At 45.3% G+C, this 16,575-nt stretch carries 18 protein-coding genes and 1 pseudogene; 14 read left to right on the top strand and 5 right to left on the bottom strand.

Annotated features, from left to right (window positions below):
- Positions 1-69: 69 nt before the first annotated feature.
- Genes ccmA through ICN21_RS04710 form a run of 12 tightly spaced genes read left to right on the top strand, consistent with a single transcriptional unit; the run spans position 70 to position 10,034 of the window.
- Complete coding sequence (gene ccmA / locus ICN21_RS04765) at positions 70-759, top strand: cytochrome c biogenesis heme-transporting ATPase CcmA (protein ID WP_255534205.1); 690 nt, start codon at positions 70-72, stop codon at positions 757-759.
- Positions 756-1,421, top strand: a complete 666-nt coding sequence (ccmB, locus tag ICN21_RS04760; protein WP_216177041.1) for a heme exporter protein CcmB — start codon at positions 756-758, stop codon at positions 1,419-1,421. Before ccmA ends, ccmB begins: the two co-directional genes overlap by 4 nt.
- Entirely contained in the window at positions 1,418-2,188 is a 771-nt protein-coding gene (gene ccmC, locus ICN21_RS04755) for a heme ABC transporter permease CcmC (RefSeq protein WP_215295555.1), read from the top strand. The genes ccmB and ccmC overlap by 4 nt, the downstream gene beginning before the upstream one ends.
- Entirely contained in the window at positions 2,188-2,376 is a 189-nt protein-coding gene (ccmD, locus tag ICN21_RS04750) for a heme exporter protein CcmD (protein ID WP_215295554.1), read from the top strand. Before ccmC ends, ccmD begins: the two co-directional genes overlap by 1 nt.
- Positions 2,373-2,807, top strand: coding sequence for a cytochrome c maturation protein CcmE (gene ccmE, locus ICN21_RS04745; RefSeq protein WP_216177039.1), 435 nt, complete (start codon positions 2,373-2,375; stop codon positions 2,805-2,807). The genes ccmD and ccmE overlap by 4 nt, the downstream gene beginning before the upstream one ends.
- Entirely contained in the window at positions 2,804-4,723 is a 1,920-nt protein-coding gene (locus ICN21_RS04740) for a heme lyase CcmF/NrfE family subunit (protein ID WP_216177037.1), read from the top strand. Before ccmE ends, ICN21_RS04740 begins: the two co-directional genes overlap by 4 nt.
- Positions 4,720-5,250, top strand: a complete 531-nt coding sequence (locus ICN21_RS04735; RefSeq protein WP_216177035.1) for a DsbE family thiol:disulfide interchange protein — start codon at positions 4,720-4,722, stop codon at positions 5,248-5,250. The genes ICN21_RS04740 and ICN21_RS04735 overlap by 4 nt, the downstream gene beginning before the upstream one ends.
- Positions 5,247-5,732, top strand: coding sequence for a cytochrome c-type biogenesis protein (locus ICN21_RS04730; protein WP_216177033.1), 486 nt, complete (start codon positions 5,247-5,249; stop codon positions 5,730-5,732). Before ICN21_RS04735 ends, ICN21_RS04730 begins: the two co-directional genes overlap by 4 nt.
- Positions 5,725-6,915, top strand: a complete 1,191-nt coding sequence (gene ccmI / locus ICN21_RS04725; protein ID WP_216177031.1) for a c-type cytochrome biogenesis protein CcmI — start codon at positions 5,725-5,727, stop codon at positions 6,913-6,915. The genes ICN21_RS04730 and ccmI overlap by 8 nt, the downstream gene beginning before the upstream one ends.
- 47 nt (positions 6,916-6,962) lie before the next feature.
- A complete protein-coding gene (locus ICN21_RS04720) occupies positions 6,963-8,267 on the top strand; it encodes a TAXI family TRAP transporter solute-binding subunit (protein WP_216177029.1) in 1,305 nt (434 codons plus the stop codon).
- Between the two features lie 10 nt (positions 8,268-8,277).
- The gene (locus ICN21_RS04715; protein WP_216177027.1) at positions 8,278-9,246 is read left to right on the top strand and encodes a tripartite tricarboxylate transporter substrate binding protein; all 969 of its coding nucleotides are present in this window, start codon (positions 8,278-8,280) and stop codon (positions 9,244-9,246) included.
- A 32-nt stretch (positions 9,247-9,278) separates the two neighbouring features.
- Positions 9,279-10,034, top strand: a complete 756-nt coding sequence (locus ICN21_RS04710; protein WP_216177025.1) for a 2OG-Fe dioxygenase family protein — start codon at positions 9,279-9,281, stop codon at positions 10,032-10,034.
- A gap of 1 nt (position 10,035) precedes the next feature.
- Here ICN21_RS04710 and ICN21_RS04705 read toward each other — a convergent pair whose 3' ends face one another.
- Positions 10,036-11,007: a tripartite tricarboxylate transporter substrate binding protein gene (locus ICN21_RS04705; protein WP_216177023.1), complete on the bottom strand. Its 972-nt coding sequence runs from the start codon at positions 11,005-11,007 to the stop codon at positions 10,036-10,038.
- A gap of 85 nt (positions 11,008-11,092) precedes the next feature.
- On the opposite strand from ICN21_RS04705, the gene ICN21_RS04700 reads away from it, so the two are divergent.
- On the top strand, positions 11,093-12,328 hold the full coding sequence (locus ICN21_RS04700) for a nitrate/nitrite transporter (RefSeq protein ID WP_216177021.1): 1,236 nt from the start codon (positions 11,093-11,095) through the stop codon (positions 12,326-12,328).
- Positions 12,329-12,399: 71 nt separating this feature from the next.
- Here ICN21_RS04700 and ICN21_RS11085 read toward each other — a convergent pair whose 3' ends face one another.
- From ICN21_RS11085 to ICN21_RS04690, 3 genes and pseudogenes are all read right to left on the bottom strand, one after another.
- Positions 12,400-12,936, bottom strand: a complete 537-nt coding sequence (locus ICN21_RS11085; protein WP_255534211.1) for an STAS domain-containing protein — start codon at positions 12,934-12,936, stop codon at positions 12,400-12,402.
- Positions 12,937-12,957: 21 nt separating this feature from the next.
- A pseudogene (locus ICN21_RS11080) lies at positions 12,958-13,916 on the bottom strand (SulP family inorganic anion transporter); the annotation flags it as partial.
- Between the two features lie 118 nt (positions 13,917-14,034).
- Entirely contained in the window at positions 14,035-14,436 is a 402-nt protein-coding gene (locus tag ICN21_RS04690) for a DUF2177 family protein (protein ID WP_215295539.1), read from the bottom strand.
- Positions 14,437-14,522: 86 nt separating this feature from the next.
- Between ICN21_RS04690 and ICN21_RS04685 the strand changes: the two genes are divergently transcribed.
- Positions 14,523-14,963 (top strand): universal stress protein, encoded by a 441-nt coding sequence (locus ICN21_RS04685; RefSeq protein WP_215295537.1) that lies wholly within the window; start codon positions 14,523-14,525, stop codon positions 14,961-14,963.
- A gap of 63 nt (positions 14,964-15,026) precedes the next feature.
- Here the strand turns inward: ICN21_RS04685 and ICN21_RS04680 are convergent, their stop codons facing one another.
- Positions 15,027-16,256 (bottom strand): M23 family metallopeptidase, encoded by a 1,230-nt coding sequence (locus ICN21_RS04680; protein WP_255534203.1) that lies wholly within the window; start codon positions 16,254-16,256, stop codon positions 15,027-15,029.
- Positions 16,257-16,575: the final 319 nt, after the last annotated feature.

Here is a 16,575-nt window from a genome sequence, read left to right as displayed (position 1 = left end):
AAGCAATTGAATTAAAAGAGATTATTCTCAAAAACCCCTTTCTATACGTTTGACAGCCTGTAGGGGCTCTTGGACAATGCGCTTGGCGGTTTGATTCATGCCAAAACACTCATGACAGCCCATCTTTCCCCAACTTCCAGTCAATCTAGTCAAGCGCTTGAAGCACGCGCTTTGGCCTGTGTGCGTGGCGACAGAAGCTTATTTTCTGGTCTGAGTTTTCGGCTTGTTGCTGGTGACTGCCTGCATGTTCGTGGTGAAAACGGGGTTGGTAAAACGAGTCTATTGCGTCTCTTGACTGGCTTATCTAAGCCTGAGTCTGGTGAAGTGTTGTGGAATACACAATCCATCTTTTCTGAGCCAGCTCACTATCATCGCGAATTATTATTTTTAGGTCATCGTGATGCGCTCAAAGAAGAGTTAAGCGCTCTTGAAAATTTGCAAATGTATGCGGCACTCGATGATGTCAAGCTTTCTCTTGATCAGGCATTGGCTGCTTTGTGGCGTTTTGGTTTGCGTGGCCGTGAAAATTTACCAGTGCATTATTTATCAGCAGGACAAAAGCGCAGAGTCGTCATGGCGCGGATGTTGACGCGTCAAGCGCGTCTATGGATTTTGGATGAGCCATTTAATGCCTTAGATAGCAATGCAGTTGCTGAACTAGAAAACTTGATTGCTGAGCATCTTGCTACTGGTGGTTTGCTAGTGCTGACGAGCCACCAGGCTATAAACCTCCCTCATGTGAAGGTGCTGGACTTATGAGCGCCTTATTTGCCATGATTCAACGAGATTTGCTCTTGGTAATGCGTCGCAAGAGTGAGGTGCTGACGGCATTATTTTTCTTTGTCGTGGTGACAAGTTTGTTTCCTTTGGGCATTGGTGCGGATGCCGCACTCCTTCGCAAAATCGCTCCAGGCGTAATCTGGGTTGCTGCTTTGTTGGCCACCTTACTGGGCTTGCATCGGATGTTTGCGGCCGATTACGCTGATGGGGCTTTAGAGCAAATCGTTCTCTCACCGCAGCCGATGGTTTTATTGATTGCTGGGAAAATCATTGCGCACTGGCTTGTTTGTGGCTTGCCATTGGTCATTTTGGCGCCAGTGATTGGGATTCAGTTTGATCTTGATCCAAGCTCCCTTTATGTATTAATGGGAACTTTGTTACTGGGCACCCCGGTACTCTCGCTATTGGGCTCTATTGGCGCAGCCTTAACTCTGGGTGTCCGGGGTGGGAGCGTATTGATGAGTTTGTTGATCCTGCCCCTCTATATTCCCGTGCTGATTTTTGGCGCTGGGGCAGTATATGCCAGTAGTGTGGGACTAGGGACTTCTGGACATTTTTCCTTGTTGGGCGCTTTATTGATTTTGGCTTTAGCATTTGTCCCTTGGGTTAGTGCTACCGCTGTAAAGATTGCGATTGAATGACTGATACAAATAATTTTTCTAATAACCGCCTGATGAACTGGTTTAAGTTATCAAGCCCCAGTACCTTTTATCCGTTAGCGGGAAAGCTGATTCCACTCTTTTGGGTATTGACTGCTATCTTTGGGGTAGCCGGTCTTTGGGTCAGTTTCTTTGTGGCACCAGTGGATGCTGTTCAAGGCCAGGGCTATCGAATTATCTTTGTTCATGTGCCAGTTTCTTGGATGTCGATGTTCATCTACGTAGTGATGGCAGCATGGGCAGGTTTAGGGCTGATTTTTAATACTCGCCTATCAGCCATGATGGCACAAGCGCTAGCACCCATTGGTGCTTGGATGGCTTTTCTATCCTTGTGGACAGGTGCATTCTGGGGTAAGCCCATGTGGGGTGCTTGGTGGGTATGGGATGCACGCCTCACTTCAGAGCTGATTTTGTTATTCCTCTATTTAGGTTTCATTGCCTTACAGGCTTCAATCGATAATCCGCGCAGAGCAGATAAAGCGGGCGCGATTTTGGCTTTGGTCGGTGTGGTCAATGTGCCCATTATTTATTTTTCAGTGAAGTGGTGGAATACCCTCCATCAAGGCGCCTCAGTGTCTTTGACTAAGGCCCCAGCCATGGCACAGACCATGTTGCTAGGAATGTTATTAATGACTCTGTGCTTCTGGATGTACTCCATTGCAGTAGGCTTGATGCGCGTCCGCACCATTATTCTGGAGCGTGAAGCCCATACGGATTGGGTGAGACAATTAGAAGAGGTGAAAAGCTAATGTGGAATAGTCCAGCAGAGTTTTTTGCAATGGGTGGCTACGCACTCTATGTATGGAGTAGTTTTGGTGTTTGTGCAGCGGTTTTATTGTGGGAGCCTATGAGTATTCGGGTCTGCAAAAAAGCAATTATTCGCAGACTTCAGCAAGAGCGTTTAGCAGAACAGTTTGATCAAGAAAGTAGTCAGTGAAGCCTAGATATAAACGTGCACTCATGATTGTTGCTGCCTTAGTGGTTATTGGCAGCGCTGCAATGTTGATTTTGAATGCGCTCAATAGCAATATTGCACTTTATGTCACCCCAAGCGAAGTGGCTGCTGGTAAGGCGCCACAAGGCCAAGCCTTTCGCATTGGTGGCATGGTTAAGGATGGCTCTGTAAAGCGCGATGGCTTGACAGTTCACTTTGTGATTACTGATCTTGTGAAAGATATTCCCGTGTCCTATACCGGAATCCTGCCAGATTTATTTAAAGAGGGTAAGGGCGCAGTTATCCAAGGTCGTCTTAATCCCAATGGTGAATTTGTTGCTAGTGAAGTGCTAGCAAAGCATGATGAAAACTATATGCCTCCCGAAGCAAAGCATGCCCTAGAGCAAGCGCAAAAAAATGGAAGCAATAAATGATTCCTGAGTTTGGGCATTACGCGCTCATTTTGGCTTTGTGTATCGCCCTCATTCAAGGGGTCTTACCGCTAGTAGGCGCTCATTATGGTCGCCGAGAACTCTTAGTTCTCGCTAGACCTGCTGCCCAGACAGTCTTCATGCTCTTGGCAACTGCCTTCGTCATTTTGGCATGGAGCTTTTATGCGAATGACTTTTCAGTACTGTATGTTGCTGAGCATTCCAATTCGCAAATGCCGGTCATCTATCGCTTGGGTGCTGTATGGGGTGGTCATGAAGGCTCTTTATTGCTCTGGATCTTCTTATTGAGTACCTGGACTATTTTAGTAGCTCAACTCTCTAAAGCCTTAGACGAGTTCATGGTTGCTAGAGTGATTGGCGTATTGGGTTTAGTAACCAGTGGATTGTTATTGTTCGTATTAACTACCTCTAATCCATTTGAGCGCTTATTGCCTGCAGCTCAAGACGGTCGCTCGCTCAATCCTTTATTACAAGATCCGGGCTTGGTGTTTCATCCACCGATGTTGTATATGGGTTATGTTGGTTTCTCGGTAGCGTTTGCCTTTGCCATAGCCTCTTTGCTGTCCGGTAGATTAGATGCCGCATGGGCACGGTGGTCACGCCCTTGGACAACTGCTGCATGGGTATTTCTGACGCTTGGTATTGCATTGGGTTCCTGGTGGGCTTATTACGAATTAGGTTGGGGCGGTTGGTGGTTCTGGGATCCTGTGGAAAATGCTTCATTTATTCCATGGCTGGTTGGCACTGCTTTATTGCATTCTTTGGCGGTAACTGAAAAGCGCGGTGGCTTTAAGAGTTGGACAGTACTGCTTGCGATTACTGCTTTCTCACTCTCCTTGTTGGGGACATTCTTGGTGCGCTCAGGCGTATTGACTTCAGTTCACGCATTTGCGACTGATCCAAGGCGCGGTATCTTTATTTTGATTTTCTTATCACTTGTCGTCGGCTCTTCATTGGCTTTGTATGCGTGGCGCGCTCCTAAAAATACCTTGGGCGGCAAATTTAGTTTGAGTTCTCGAGAAACCTTTATTTTATTAGGCAATGTGTTCTTGGTGGTTTCAGCAGGATCAGTATTGTTGGGCACTCTCTATCCTTTATTAATTGATGCTCTCCACTTAGGAAAGATTTCAGTAGGCCCTCCTTATTTCAATAGCGTATTTGTGCCGATCATGATTCCACTATTAGTGCTCATGGGTATTGGCCCGTGGACCCATTGGAAAAATACTGATCTTCTGACAGTGATCAAGCGTTTATGGCTCGCTGGCTTGGTTGCAGTTCTAGCTGGTTTAGGTATTCCTTTGATGATGGGTGAATTTACTTGGCTCGCTGGGCTTGGTTTCTTGTTGGCTTTTTGGGTGATTGCTTCTGGGTGCATGCAAATCGCTCGACAAGCAAAGCTGGGTAAACCAACCCGTTCATTTATTGGAATGCAAGTTGCTCACTTGGGTATCGCGATCTTTGTTATTGGGGTCACGATGGTTGGTGCCTATCAGGAAGAAAAAGATGTACGCATGCTGGCTGGTGATACTGTCAGTGTGGGCGGTTATCAGATTCAGCTCGTTGGTGTTAATAAGGTGCCCGGCCCGAATTATCAAGCCATGCGTGGCACATTCTTATTAACTAAGAACGGTAGCACTGAAGCAACCCTCTATCCAGAAAAGCGGAGCTATTTTTCCTCTACGATGCCGATGACTGAGGCTGCTATTGATGTGGGTTTAACCAGAGATATTTATGTTTCCTTGGGTGAGGCGATAGACGATCAAGCTTGGGCTGTGCGGGTCTATTACAAGCCCTTCGTAGATTGGATCTGGGGTGGTTGTTTGTTTATGGCCTTAGGCGGCATTCTCGCCATCTCCGATAAGCGCTATCGAATGAGCTTAAGAAGAGCGACACCATGAAGGCTAAATTTTTAATACCTTTATTGCTGTTTGTGGTGCTCGTGATCTTTTTGGCTATTGGTCTTAATCGTGATCCGCATGAAGTTCCTTCCCCTTTGATTAATAAGCCTGCGCCCGCTTTTGAAATTGCTCAGTTAGCGCAAGCGAATAAAACATTTTCACCAGCAAGCATGAAGGGTCAAGTTTGGATCTTGAATGTTTGGGCTTCTTGGTGTGTAGCCTGTAGAGAAGAACATCCTGTCTTGGTGGAACTAGCAAAGTCTGGACAGGCACCCTTGATTGGTCTTGATTACAAAGATAAACGTGAAGACGCTCTAGTGATGTTAGAAAGACAGGGTAATCCGTATATGCTTTCTGCATTCGATGCCAACGGCCGAGTGGGTATTGATTATGGTGTGTATGGTGTTCCTGAAACTTACGTGATTGATCAAGCGGGCGTAATTCGCTTTAAGCATATTGGTCCGCTAACCCCGCTTATTTTGAACCAAAAGATTTACCCTTTATTGGCCGAGCTGAAAAAATCATGAAATCTATTTTTTTAGTGCTCGCGTCAGTGTTGTATTTGCATGCCGCTTATGCAAATGATGCCGCACCATTGGCTGATGATCCGGTAACAGAACAACGTCTTATCAGTATCTCTGAAGAAATGCGTTGCCTGGTTTGTCAAAATGAATCTTTAGCTGGCTCCCGTTCGGATTTGGCAAATGATCTTCGCAGAGAAATCCGCACCCTCATTAAAGAGGGTAAGAGCGATGAGCAAATTCGTGCTTTTATGGTTGAGCGCTATGGCGATTTTGTTTTGTATCGCCCACCGGTAAAGCCCATTACTTGGCTGCTGTGGATTGGACCATTTGTGATCTTAGCCATTGGCATCGCCTTCTTAATGTCTTACTTGCGCCGTCGAAATGCGATGGCTGCGACTAAGGTGCTATCTGAAGCAGACAATCAAAAAATCGATGCCTTATTAAATACACTTGGCAAAAATGATCGGGATGGAATTCATGGCTAGTTTCTTCATCCCTGCCTTTTTATTGCTTGCGCTGGTATTGTTTTTATTGCTGCGACCATTTATCTTCTCAGGAAAAAATGAGGGTACCTCTCGCCGCCAGATGAATGCTGCGATTTATCGTGAAGAGCTTGATAAATTAGGGGCTGAGAAAGCTGCTGGAACGATTAATGCGCAAGAGTACGAGATGAGCCATGCAGAAATGCGTCAGCGTCTTTTTCAAGATACCAATGAAGAAGATGACAAGGCAGTCATGGGCTCTACTAAAAAAGTAGTCATCGGTGTTTGCGCCTTTATTGTGCTGCTATCTTCTGGCTTGTATTTTTCCTTGGGCGATGTTGTTCGTATTGCTCAACAGGGCGATCAAAAACCCATGAGCCAGGTGGGCGTTGAAAAAATGGTTGCCGATTTTGCCCTCAAGATGGAAAAAGATCCAGATAACCTACAGGGTTGGGCAATGTTAGGGCGTTCCTATCGAATCTTGGGGCGCAATGAGGATGCCGCAAAGGCATATGGTCGCGCAGGCAGCTTTATCAACAATGATCCAGAGCTTCTGGCAGAGTATGCAGATACCTTGGTGGCCAATGCAAACGGCAACTTCTCAGGAAAGCCATTGCAACTGATCAATCAAGCTTTAAAACTCGACCCCAAGAATTTATTGGCACTTTGGCTTTCGGGAACAGCCTCCTTTGCTAGTGGCAATTACAAGGTGGCAGTGCAAACTTGGGAAAAGCTGGCTCAACAATTGCCGCCAGGCTCTGAAGAGGCGCGGGCGATTGAGAGTTCTATTAGCGAGGCACGCTCTAAAGGTGGTTTAGTGGGCGCCAATACTGCGGTTGTTAGTAGTAAGGGCGTTAGTGGAAAGATTGAGATCGTTGCTGGCCTTAAATCTAAAGTGAATCCTGGCGATATAGTGCTGGTAATCGCACGCCCATTGGGCGAACGGATGCCAGTTGCCGTACTGAAAGCGCCTGTGACTGAATTTCCGATGAGTTTTGCTTTAACTGATGCCTTGGCCATGAATCCAAGCGCGCCTATCTCAAAGCTATCCGAAGTGTCTATTGAAGTGAGAATTTCTAAAACGGGCATGGCTAGGGCTGAGGCAGGAGATTTGATCTCTGCAGTTCAAACCGTTAAAGTCGGATCCAATCAAGTTAAGCTATTAGTCGATCAAGTTCGCCAATAAATTGATAGGGTGGCAGTTAGCCGCAAGCAATACACCATAGAGGCCTTATGAATTCTCTAAAACAAAAAATTTACAATCCCATAGCAATTGCTATTGGTTTTTGCATACTGCTGATTTCTATTTTTGCTGTCTTGTGGATTCTGGTGCCTCCGCCACCCAAAGCAATTGAAATGGCTACCGGTTTTCCAACGGGCTTGTATTACCAGTTTGGTGAGCGCTTAAAGAAGGGGCTTGCAGCCGACGGTGTGAATTTAGAAGTCAAAACTACGGGTGGAACGATCGATAATTTAGCCTTACTCAGTGACCCCAAGTCTGGCGTGAACTTTGCGATGGTTCAAGGTGGTGTTGCAGATGTTAGTAAATATCCCAATTTAGTTTCTGTCGCAGGAATGTTCTATGAACCTGTTTGGGTTTGGTACCGGGAGCCAGGATTTAAAAATGATGGCGGAAGACTGCAGGTTTTGGGGCAGTTAAAGGGTAAGCGTGTTGCCATCGGTAATGAGGGTAGTGGCACACTAGCGCTTAGTACAGCCCTCTTAAAAATTAGCGGCATTTCTGAAAATGAATTTTCTGCGCAAAAATTAAAGCCGGATGAGGCCTTGGCAAAACTCAATAGTGGGGAACTAGACGCAGCATTTATTGTGGCCGCTGCCGAAGCCCCGATTTTAGAAAAGTTCTACAAAATCCCAGGCATTCGTTTAATGAGCTTTGATCAGGCAGATGCATACACTCGTAACTTAACTTATTTGTCTAAAGTCAGTGTTCCACGCGGTCTGCTTAGTATTGAATACGATCTCCCTCGCCAGGAGATTCAGGTGATTGCGCCGACAGCCACTTTAGTGGCGCATGACAATGTGAGTCCCGCAATGATCTCCCTATTGCTCAGTGCCTCTTACGATATTTTGAAGTCTTATTCACGTTTACAAAAGCCAGGAGAGTTTCCTTCTAGTATTGGCATGGACTTTCCACTGCATGTAGATGCTGAAATTTACTTAAAAGATGGACCATCTTTCTTGCACCGCCATCTCCCATTTTGGACAGCAGTATGGGTCGGGCGCTTCGTCAAGATTGTGATCCCGCTACTGGTGATTTTTATTCCCTTATTTACTTATATTCCGTCAGCTAAAAACTTTTTACTACGACTGAAGCTCGCGCAAGTCTACGCAGAGCTACGAGAGCTTGAGAAAAACGCCTTTAACCCAGATCTCAAAGATAAAAATATGAAAGATCTTGAGGCAATTGAAAGGCGGGTGGGTAACATCAAAGTATCTATGATGGATTCAAAAGAGCTGTATGACCTCAAGGGACATGTTGGGGATGTCAGAGCTCGCTTAAAACAGCTATATGCTTAACGGAGACAATATGTATAAAAAATACACTGCTTTAGCAGGCCTACTCATCGGGCTCTTACTATCTTCATTGGCGATTGCCCAGCCTTACCCTAATAAGCCAATTTCATTGGTTGTGCCACAGGCGGCTGGCGGCACGAATGATATTGTTGCTCGCTTAATTGCACCGGCCTTTGGAGATGCTATTGGCTCTTCAGTAGTCGTTGAAAATAGACCTGGTGCTGGCGGTAATATTGGTACGCAAAGTGTGGCGCGTGGAGCAAAAGACGGTTATACCTTGTTGCTCACGATTAATAGTGCACAAGCGATTAATCCTGCCCTCTATAAAAATCCTGGCTTTGATCCAATCAATGATTTTGTTCCTCTCTACTATATTGGGGCTACGCCTTACGTTTTAGTGTCACCACCTGGCTCTCCTTACAAAACACTCGCTGATGTGATTTCTGCTGCTAAGAAGAAACCCGGTGAACTTTCATATGCATCTGCTGGCAATGGAACTATCAGCCATCTCTTGGGCGCGATGCTCAATACCAGCGCAGGTGTGGATATGCAGCACATTCCTTATAAAGGTGTAGCACCGGCAATTAATGACGTTTTGGGAGGTCAGGTACCACTGGCATTTGCTAGCCTGCCATCTGCCTTAAATTACATCAAGGCGGGCAAGCTGCAAGCTATTGCAATTAGTTCGGCTAAACGTTCTAGTGCTGCCCCAGAAATTCCAACCATTGCAGAAACCTATCCTGATTGCGTAGGCGAAGTGTGGGTCGCTTTATTTGTACCGATTGGTGCGCCAGCAGACGCGGTGAAGAAGATTCAGGTGGCAATGGATAAGATGATGGCTAAGCCAGATGTGCGTGAGAAGTTGATTGCGCAAGGTTTAGATTTAAGTCCCGTACCACCAGCAAAGCTCAGTAGCCTGCTCAAGGAGGAGTTGGCTAAATGGGCAAAAATCGTGAAGGCATCAGGTGCGCAGCTGGATTAATCTCTGGTGGCTGATTGCCCTAAAATGAAACGATGACTTCAGCCCATTTATCTCCTGCATTAACTCCAGCTCAAGACATCCCGCAGGCTCTGCAGAATGATGGCTTTGCAGTAGTATCTGCTGAAACGGTTGCAGAGCTTAGTAAAGCCCCTTTAGTTAATTTACAGAATCTCACTCAGTATTGGGAAGGCTTACCACGTGACCCTTATCTCAAGGATGGCGGTCGTTATCGTTTTCGTCGTCACGCCAGTTACGAGATTAAAAATAATGCACTGACTTTAGTGCCTCATCGTGCGCATTGGCAGTCGCTTGACTACAACGCATTACATGGCGGCCTTGAGCGTTGGTTTGAACCTATTCAGGCAAATGTCCTTGATGATTCAGCATGGCAGGCTGCACTACTTGGCTTGGCAAATGTATTCAGTAGCATAAAGCCCGTCACTACTTGGTTTGTGGAAGCCCATCAATTTCGGATTGATACCACTGATGGAATTGGTCGCCCAACGCCAGAGGGGGCGCACCGTGATGGCGTAGATTTTGTCGCTGTATTTTTACTAGATCGGGTTGGTATCAAAGGTGGTGAGACCAGGATATTCGATGCTAAAGGCTCTGCTGGTTTACGCTTTACTTTGACGCAACCCTGGTCATTACTCCTCATGAATGATGAGCGCATGATCCATGAATCCACGCCAATTCAGCCACTGGCAGACTATGGCTATCGCGATACCTTAGTCCTCACTTATAGATCAAACGGTTTTCAAGACTCACCGCATCGTAGTCAGCAGTAAATTACTCTGCTTCCATGCCAGCTGCTTTAATAGCTTGCGCCCATTTGGTAGTTTCAAACTTGATTTTTTGACCGAGTGCCTCAGGCGTTCCAGGTTGAGATTCGAAACCTATCGAAGCAAATCGCTCAGTTAAATCTTTAGATTTAGCAGCATCATTGATAGCCTTATTGAGCTTCATCACCGCATCTTTGGGCATGCCGGCAGGACCAAAGGCTGCAAAGAAAGCAATCAATTCATAGTTCTTGATTCCTAATGCTTCGTTCACGGTAGGTAACTCTGGAATAGCAGGCGAGCGCTTGAGTGAGGTCACTGCTAGACCACGAATTTTTCCTGCTTGCACTTGAGGCAAGGTTACTGCAAAGTCAGCAGTAAACATATTGACTTGACCACCAATTAAATCGGTCATGGCATTGGGGCCACCCTTATAAGAGACGCCAGTCATTTTGATGCCAGTAGCATTGGCTAACATTTCTGATGAAACCCGTTGTGATGTACTGGCATAAGCAAAGGTGATTTTTCCAGGATCCGCTTTTGCTAGGGAGACAAAACCATTGAGAGATTTCACCGGAAGATCATTATTGACTGCGACGATGAGTGGCACTGAACCAAAGTAACCAATTGGCGTAAATGCAGTGTCTTGGTTGTACGGTAAATTTTTGACCAAACTTTTGAGCGCTGCATTAGTGCTATTCGTGCCAAATAAAAGGGTATATCCATCGGCAGGAGATTTGGCCACTACGTCTGCCCCAATCATGCCGTTTGCGCCAGGGCGATTTTCGATGACAACAGCTTGACCGAGAGACTCGGCCATTTTGGCTGCGAATGCTCGTCCAATTTGATCGGTAGCACTACCGGGTGCAAATGGAACAATAGCCTTAATGGGTTTTGAGGGGTAGTTATCAGCTAATACTAGAGTGCTGGTAAAGCCAAGGATAAGACCAATGTAGCAGCTCAGAATCCGTATTTTTTTCATCTTGTCTCCATCTTCTTTTCATTAGTGTAGCGGGTCTTGGAGGGCTTGGGCGAGTAGAATAGGTTCACGTTTTTACTGATACTTTATGCGCTTTCGATCGGCTGGCTATACCCCTCTTATGCTTATGGCGCAAACCTGTGCTTTATTGGGTTTCGCCTGTTATGCTGTTGTCCTCACCCCTTTACAAGAGGAATGGCATTTAAGTAATCTTCAATCAGGCTTGATTGCTAGTGCTTTCTTCTTTGGTTATATGCTTGCCGTACCTCTGGCTACAGCATTAACCGATCGCATAGATGCTCGTAAGGTATATCTGGTTGGTGGTCTTTCTGCGACCTCTGGATTATTGGGAATGAGTCTCTTTGCCAGTAATTTTTGGACAGCGATGTTCTTTATGGCAATCAATGGTGCAGGTCTTGCGGGGACCTATATGCCAGGCCTTAAAATTTTGTCTGACCGAATTCAGTCTGGTGAGTTGACACGTCACATTGCTTTCTATACGGCCTTCTTTGGAATTGGTACTGGCTTTTCTTATTTATGTTCTGGCTGGATATTGAGTGCACTAGGGTGGCACTATGTATTTGGCATCATTGCTCTAGGACCGTTTACTGCATTTCTGATTGTCTTGATATTCATACCGCCACTTGCGCATGAGCAATGGAAAGGGCCTATCCAAATCCGTTTGCGCGACATCTTTCCAGTGGATAAGTGGAAGTTAGTGCTGCAAAACAAAAAGGCCTCTGGATTTATCTTTGGTTACACCGCTCACTCCCTTGAATTATTTGCCTCTCGAAGTTGGCTTGTGGCTTTCTTTGCATTTTGTACAGCGGCATCTGGGGAATCCTTTTTTCTAGCTGCCACTACCCTAGCTGGAGTCATCAATTTCTTTGGGGTGCCTTCCTCGATTTTGGGTAATGAGATTGCTCTGCGAGTGGGGCGTCAAAAGTGGGTTTGTATTGTGATGCTGACAAGTGCAGTGCTGGGTGTTACGCTTGCTTCCTCCACAGGCCACTCCTGGTGGTTAATTGTGGCTTTAGCAATTGGGCATGCCATTTTTATCATGGCTGACTCTGCTACCTTAACGGCCGGCTTGGTCATTAGCGCTCAAGAAAATATTAAGGGTGCTGCCATGGGATTGCATTCGCTCATGGGATTTGGTGGTGGCTTAATGGGCCCCGCCATTTTTGGTTTTGTGTTGGATATTTCTGGTTCGCGTTCTTCTCAAATTGCTTGGGTATGGGCTTATGTTGCCGTTGTGATGTGGGGAGTTCTTTTTGTAATTTATGAGCGTCGCAATGGCTGGATAGATAAACCAAGTTCATGAGTAATGACAAACAGTATTAAAGCGATTTGTTATCACTACTATTTACTGCAGGCGGCATTAATTTATATCGCTTAGTGCTGTATTGCTGCAGCAATCCCCGAGAGTAAATCTGGGTACAGACAATCTGATGGCAAAGTTTGTAAGAAACCACTACGCTGTGCCATCTCATAAGGCTGATGCTCTAAACCGCAGATGATCAGTTTGATATTACGTATTTTGCAAAGATGCGCTAATCCAGTAATAGTTTCCATCCCAGAAGTATCTACATAGATTACATTCTTCAGATCAATTAATAAAACTTGAGAAGGTAATTTTTCTTCAATCTTTTCTAGTAATTTGACTGCTCCAAAAAAGATAGCACCGTAAATTCGATAGGCATCAATACGACCCTGTTGATTTTCGAGTTGACTGAAGTTGCTAGCATCCGCTAGCTCGCAACGTGATAGGCTTGAGATGCGATAGATAAAAGTGATAAAGGCAAAGAGTAGACCTACCTGTACTGCGACAGTAAGATCTAAAATCACTGTGAGCAAAAATACACTCACAATAGTGAGTTGATAAGGTAGTCGGAATTGTTTTAAGTCCACAAACTTTTTCCATTCACCCATATTCCAAGCGACATACATTAGGATTGCAGCCAAGCTTGCCAAAGGAATATTTTTTGCCAGAGGAGCAGCAAATAGCACCACAAGCAATAAAGTAAGGGCATGAACAACGCCTGCTAGCGGCGATCTGCCACCACTTTCGATATTGGTGACAGTCCGGGCAATAGTGCCAGTTGCGGGCATTCCGCCAAAAAATGGCGTCACTAAATTAGCAATACCTTGTGCCATCAGCTCTTGATTGGATTCGTGACGATCATGTATTAAGCTGTCGGCAATGCGTGCACAGAGTAGAGACTCAATAGCGCCGAGTAGCGCTAGTGTTAAAGCAGGGATCACCATAAATTGTGCTGTGCCCCAACCAATTGAGATCCATTCAAAATGGGGGAGACTCGAAGGGATGCCACCAAATCGACTACCAATCGTATCGACTGGCAAGTTAAAGAGAGCGGTAATGAGAGTAGCTAGAAACATTGCTACGACTGTGCCTGGAAGATGGCAGAGCCAGCCTAAATGCTTCTGAATTTTTTCCAGCCAATAATGATGGCTAGACTTCCGCAGGCCAAACTTAGTGCAGTAAGGTTGACCGTATCTGCTGCGTTGTATAAAGCGTGAATCGACTGAAAAAATTGAGCAGGCATTTTCTCAATCCTTAAACCAAAGAAATCTTTGATTTGCGATAGACCAATTAAGCAGGCAATGCCATTTGTAAAGCCAATGATGACAGCGATCGGAATAAATCGCACCAGAGTTCCTAGTCTGAATATTCCCATCAATAAAAGGAACACCCCAGACATTGCTGTAGCTAGCAATAAATTAGGGATGCCATAGCGTTCAACAATGCCGTATACAACCACAATAAATGCACCGGCCGGTCCACCGATTTGAACGCGACTTCCTCCCAATAGTGAAATGAGACCGCCAGCAATAATGGCGGTAAAAATTCCCGCTTCGGGTTTAAGCCCGCTGGCAATCGCAAAAGCCATAGCCAAAGGCAGCGCTACGACACCTACTGTTAAGCCTGCTAAAACATCCTTGGTTAATAAGGTGCTGTTATAGCCCTTAAATGAGTCTAGGATTCTGGGATGAAAAAACATCTTTGTTTTAAGACAGTCGATCGCCTACCCAATACGCCAATCCCGCAGAGAGACCTGTTACTACAGATCCCCAGGCAATATCAACGAATGCTAATTTCGTAGGGAAGTCTCGAATGACGGCTAGATTGGTCAGGTCGTAGGTCATGTAGCAAAAAAATCCAAAGAGGGCACCATATTGCAGTGCATAGATCAGAGACTGTTTTGAGAGTGCAGGCGCAATAACAAAAATACAGACGCCTAAAGCATAGAGAAGGTAAAACGCTAAGCCGGCAATGAGCTTGGGTTCGCTAGCCATGAGATCGCCCATTTCCTCGCGATAGAGGTTCTTTGCGATTCCTAAAAGCCATGTTAAATCCACCGCAAGGAGGGTGATTAAAAAAGTAAAGTAGATTCCTAGATACTTGAGCAATTAAGTTCCCCTTTGATCTTTTATAGATTAATAATAAGTATTATCATAGAAAGAGAACGTTATTAGTTCAATTTAAGGGGGTAGATATGTTTAAGCATTTATTAGTACCGGTTGACGGTTCAGAGGTCAGCAAAAAGTCTTTAAAAAAGGTTGCAGAACTTGCTAAGGCAGATGGCGCTGCCGTAACCTTGGTATACGTATCAGATCCATTACCTCCTTTGGTGTATTCCGACAGCTCGATGGGCTACGGAGTCTCTGCAAAAGAGCATCAAAAAGTTTGTGAAGCCTATGCAAAAGATGTTTTCAAAAAGGCAGCAACCAGCCTTGGCGCAAGTATCAAGGCTAAGTCCTTGCATATTTCCAATACAAATCTTGCTGAAGGTATTTTAGATGGCGCCAAAAAAGCAAAAGCAGATGTGATTGTGATGGCTTCTCATAAACGCACTGGTATCAAAGGTGTTTTATTGGGTAGCGAAACCCACGAAGTCATTGTGCACTCTAAGTTACCTGTGCTCGTGCTTGGTTAATGACTCAAATATTGTCAAAAGAATAGGGCCCCATTGGGCCCTATTTATTTGCGGAGCTAAGGATTACTTGGCTTGATAAGCAAGTGGGCTGCCTAGTAGTAAAACCTCTCTTGTGAGTTGTCCACTTTCGCTATCCCGCATTGACCATAGATCGAGTTGTGTTTTGCTTGAATAGGGGTCGATGTAAACACCATCTTTTCTCAGTTCAAAATGGAGATGGGGTCCAGTTGATCGCCCGGTAGATCCAACGTAACCAATTTCAAGGCCACGACGCACTTCATTTCCTAACTCAAGTTCTGGATTGTAATTACTTAAGTGCGCATAGAAAGTGCGATAGCCACCCGGATGCTCTAAAACAATCAGATTGCCAAATGCGCCGTTATAGCCAAGATGCGCTACTTTACCGTTGGCTACGCTAAAGATTGGTGTGCCAATCGGCGCTGCGTAATCAATTCCCATATGGGTGCGATAGCGCTGCTTGGCTGGTGCTGGTTGGACAACGGCAGTATTCCTCTTTGGGCGTTTCGCTTTGCCGGCGCGTACCATACCCACCCCGCGGGAGATGCGTCGATAGCTTAGTGGGTTAGTCCAGAAGGAGCGCTCAAGGGATTCACCGCCACTGGTAAAGAAGCCACCAGGTATATCACTCCGTTCGACCCAAAAGGCGCTAGCAAATACCTCTTTATTATTCGGATCGATAATCTCAACAGCCCAAATCTGCGCCCATCTTTCGCGGTCGCCAAAGTCGATAATGAGTCGCACAACGCTATTAGTATTTTCAAGCGAATTATTGTCCTCTGGGTAAATCTGCTTGATGATGGAGTTCAGCTCCCAGACTAATTCCACTGGTAATTTATCACCTAGTTTGCGTGGGTCATATAAAACTTCTCTTAAAGGCACCCGAATTTCTGTTAGGTTTTTGGATTCATTTCTGAGAAGATCTTGTTGTACTAAGAATCCACCAAAAGCAGATGGTGTAAATGTCCAAACTTCCGTTTTATCATCCTGTACAGGACCATTCATAATGCTTAATGAATCAAAACGATTACGCGTTGTAAATGCCACTGCATACGGAATGCAATCGCCCCGCATCTTGTCAAAAAATCCTTTAGTCTGATTTTTAAAGAACTCAGAAAATTGGCGATTATCAATACCGATGCTTGATGGCAAATTAGCATCATTAAAGCTGCGCCGTAGACATCCCTGCATGACTCGATAATCCAAGTTGGCATCGCTATCGAGCATGAGTTCACTAGGATCTTTTCTTTGGATGACCGATGGATTCAAGCTCATGCTATTGATCTTTGAGCTAGACCCTGCGGATTTATCTTTAAATCCTACTTGCTTCGTGTTTTGAACATACACTTTGGTACGGCTTTGATTTGATTTTTGGGTCTGACTAGTCTGCGCATGTACTATGGGGCTCAATCCAATAGAGAGGCTGAGTAAGCTATTTCCCAGTAGGAGCGCTATCCCTTTGACGAGGCGGTAATGAGCGGTTACTTTTCTATTCACTATGCAATTATCTAATAATGTGGACCGCCACCCTGATAATTTTGTTGTGCTGCAATAAATTAACCCCACAAATGACGCAAACCCAGTATTTCAATAC

The organism is Polynucleobacter sp. AP-Feld-500C-C5, assembly GCF_018882265.1.
Lineage (GTDB): Bacteria > Pseudomonadota > Gammaproteobacteria > Burkholderiales > Burkholderiaceae > Polynucleobacter.
Note: the sequence above shows the minus strand (reverse complement) of the source record. Positions and strands in the feature narration are given on the sequence as shown.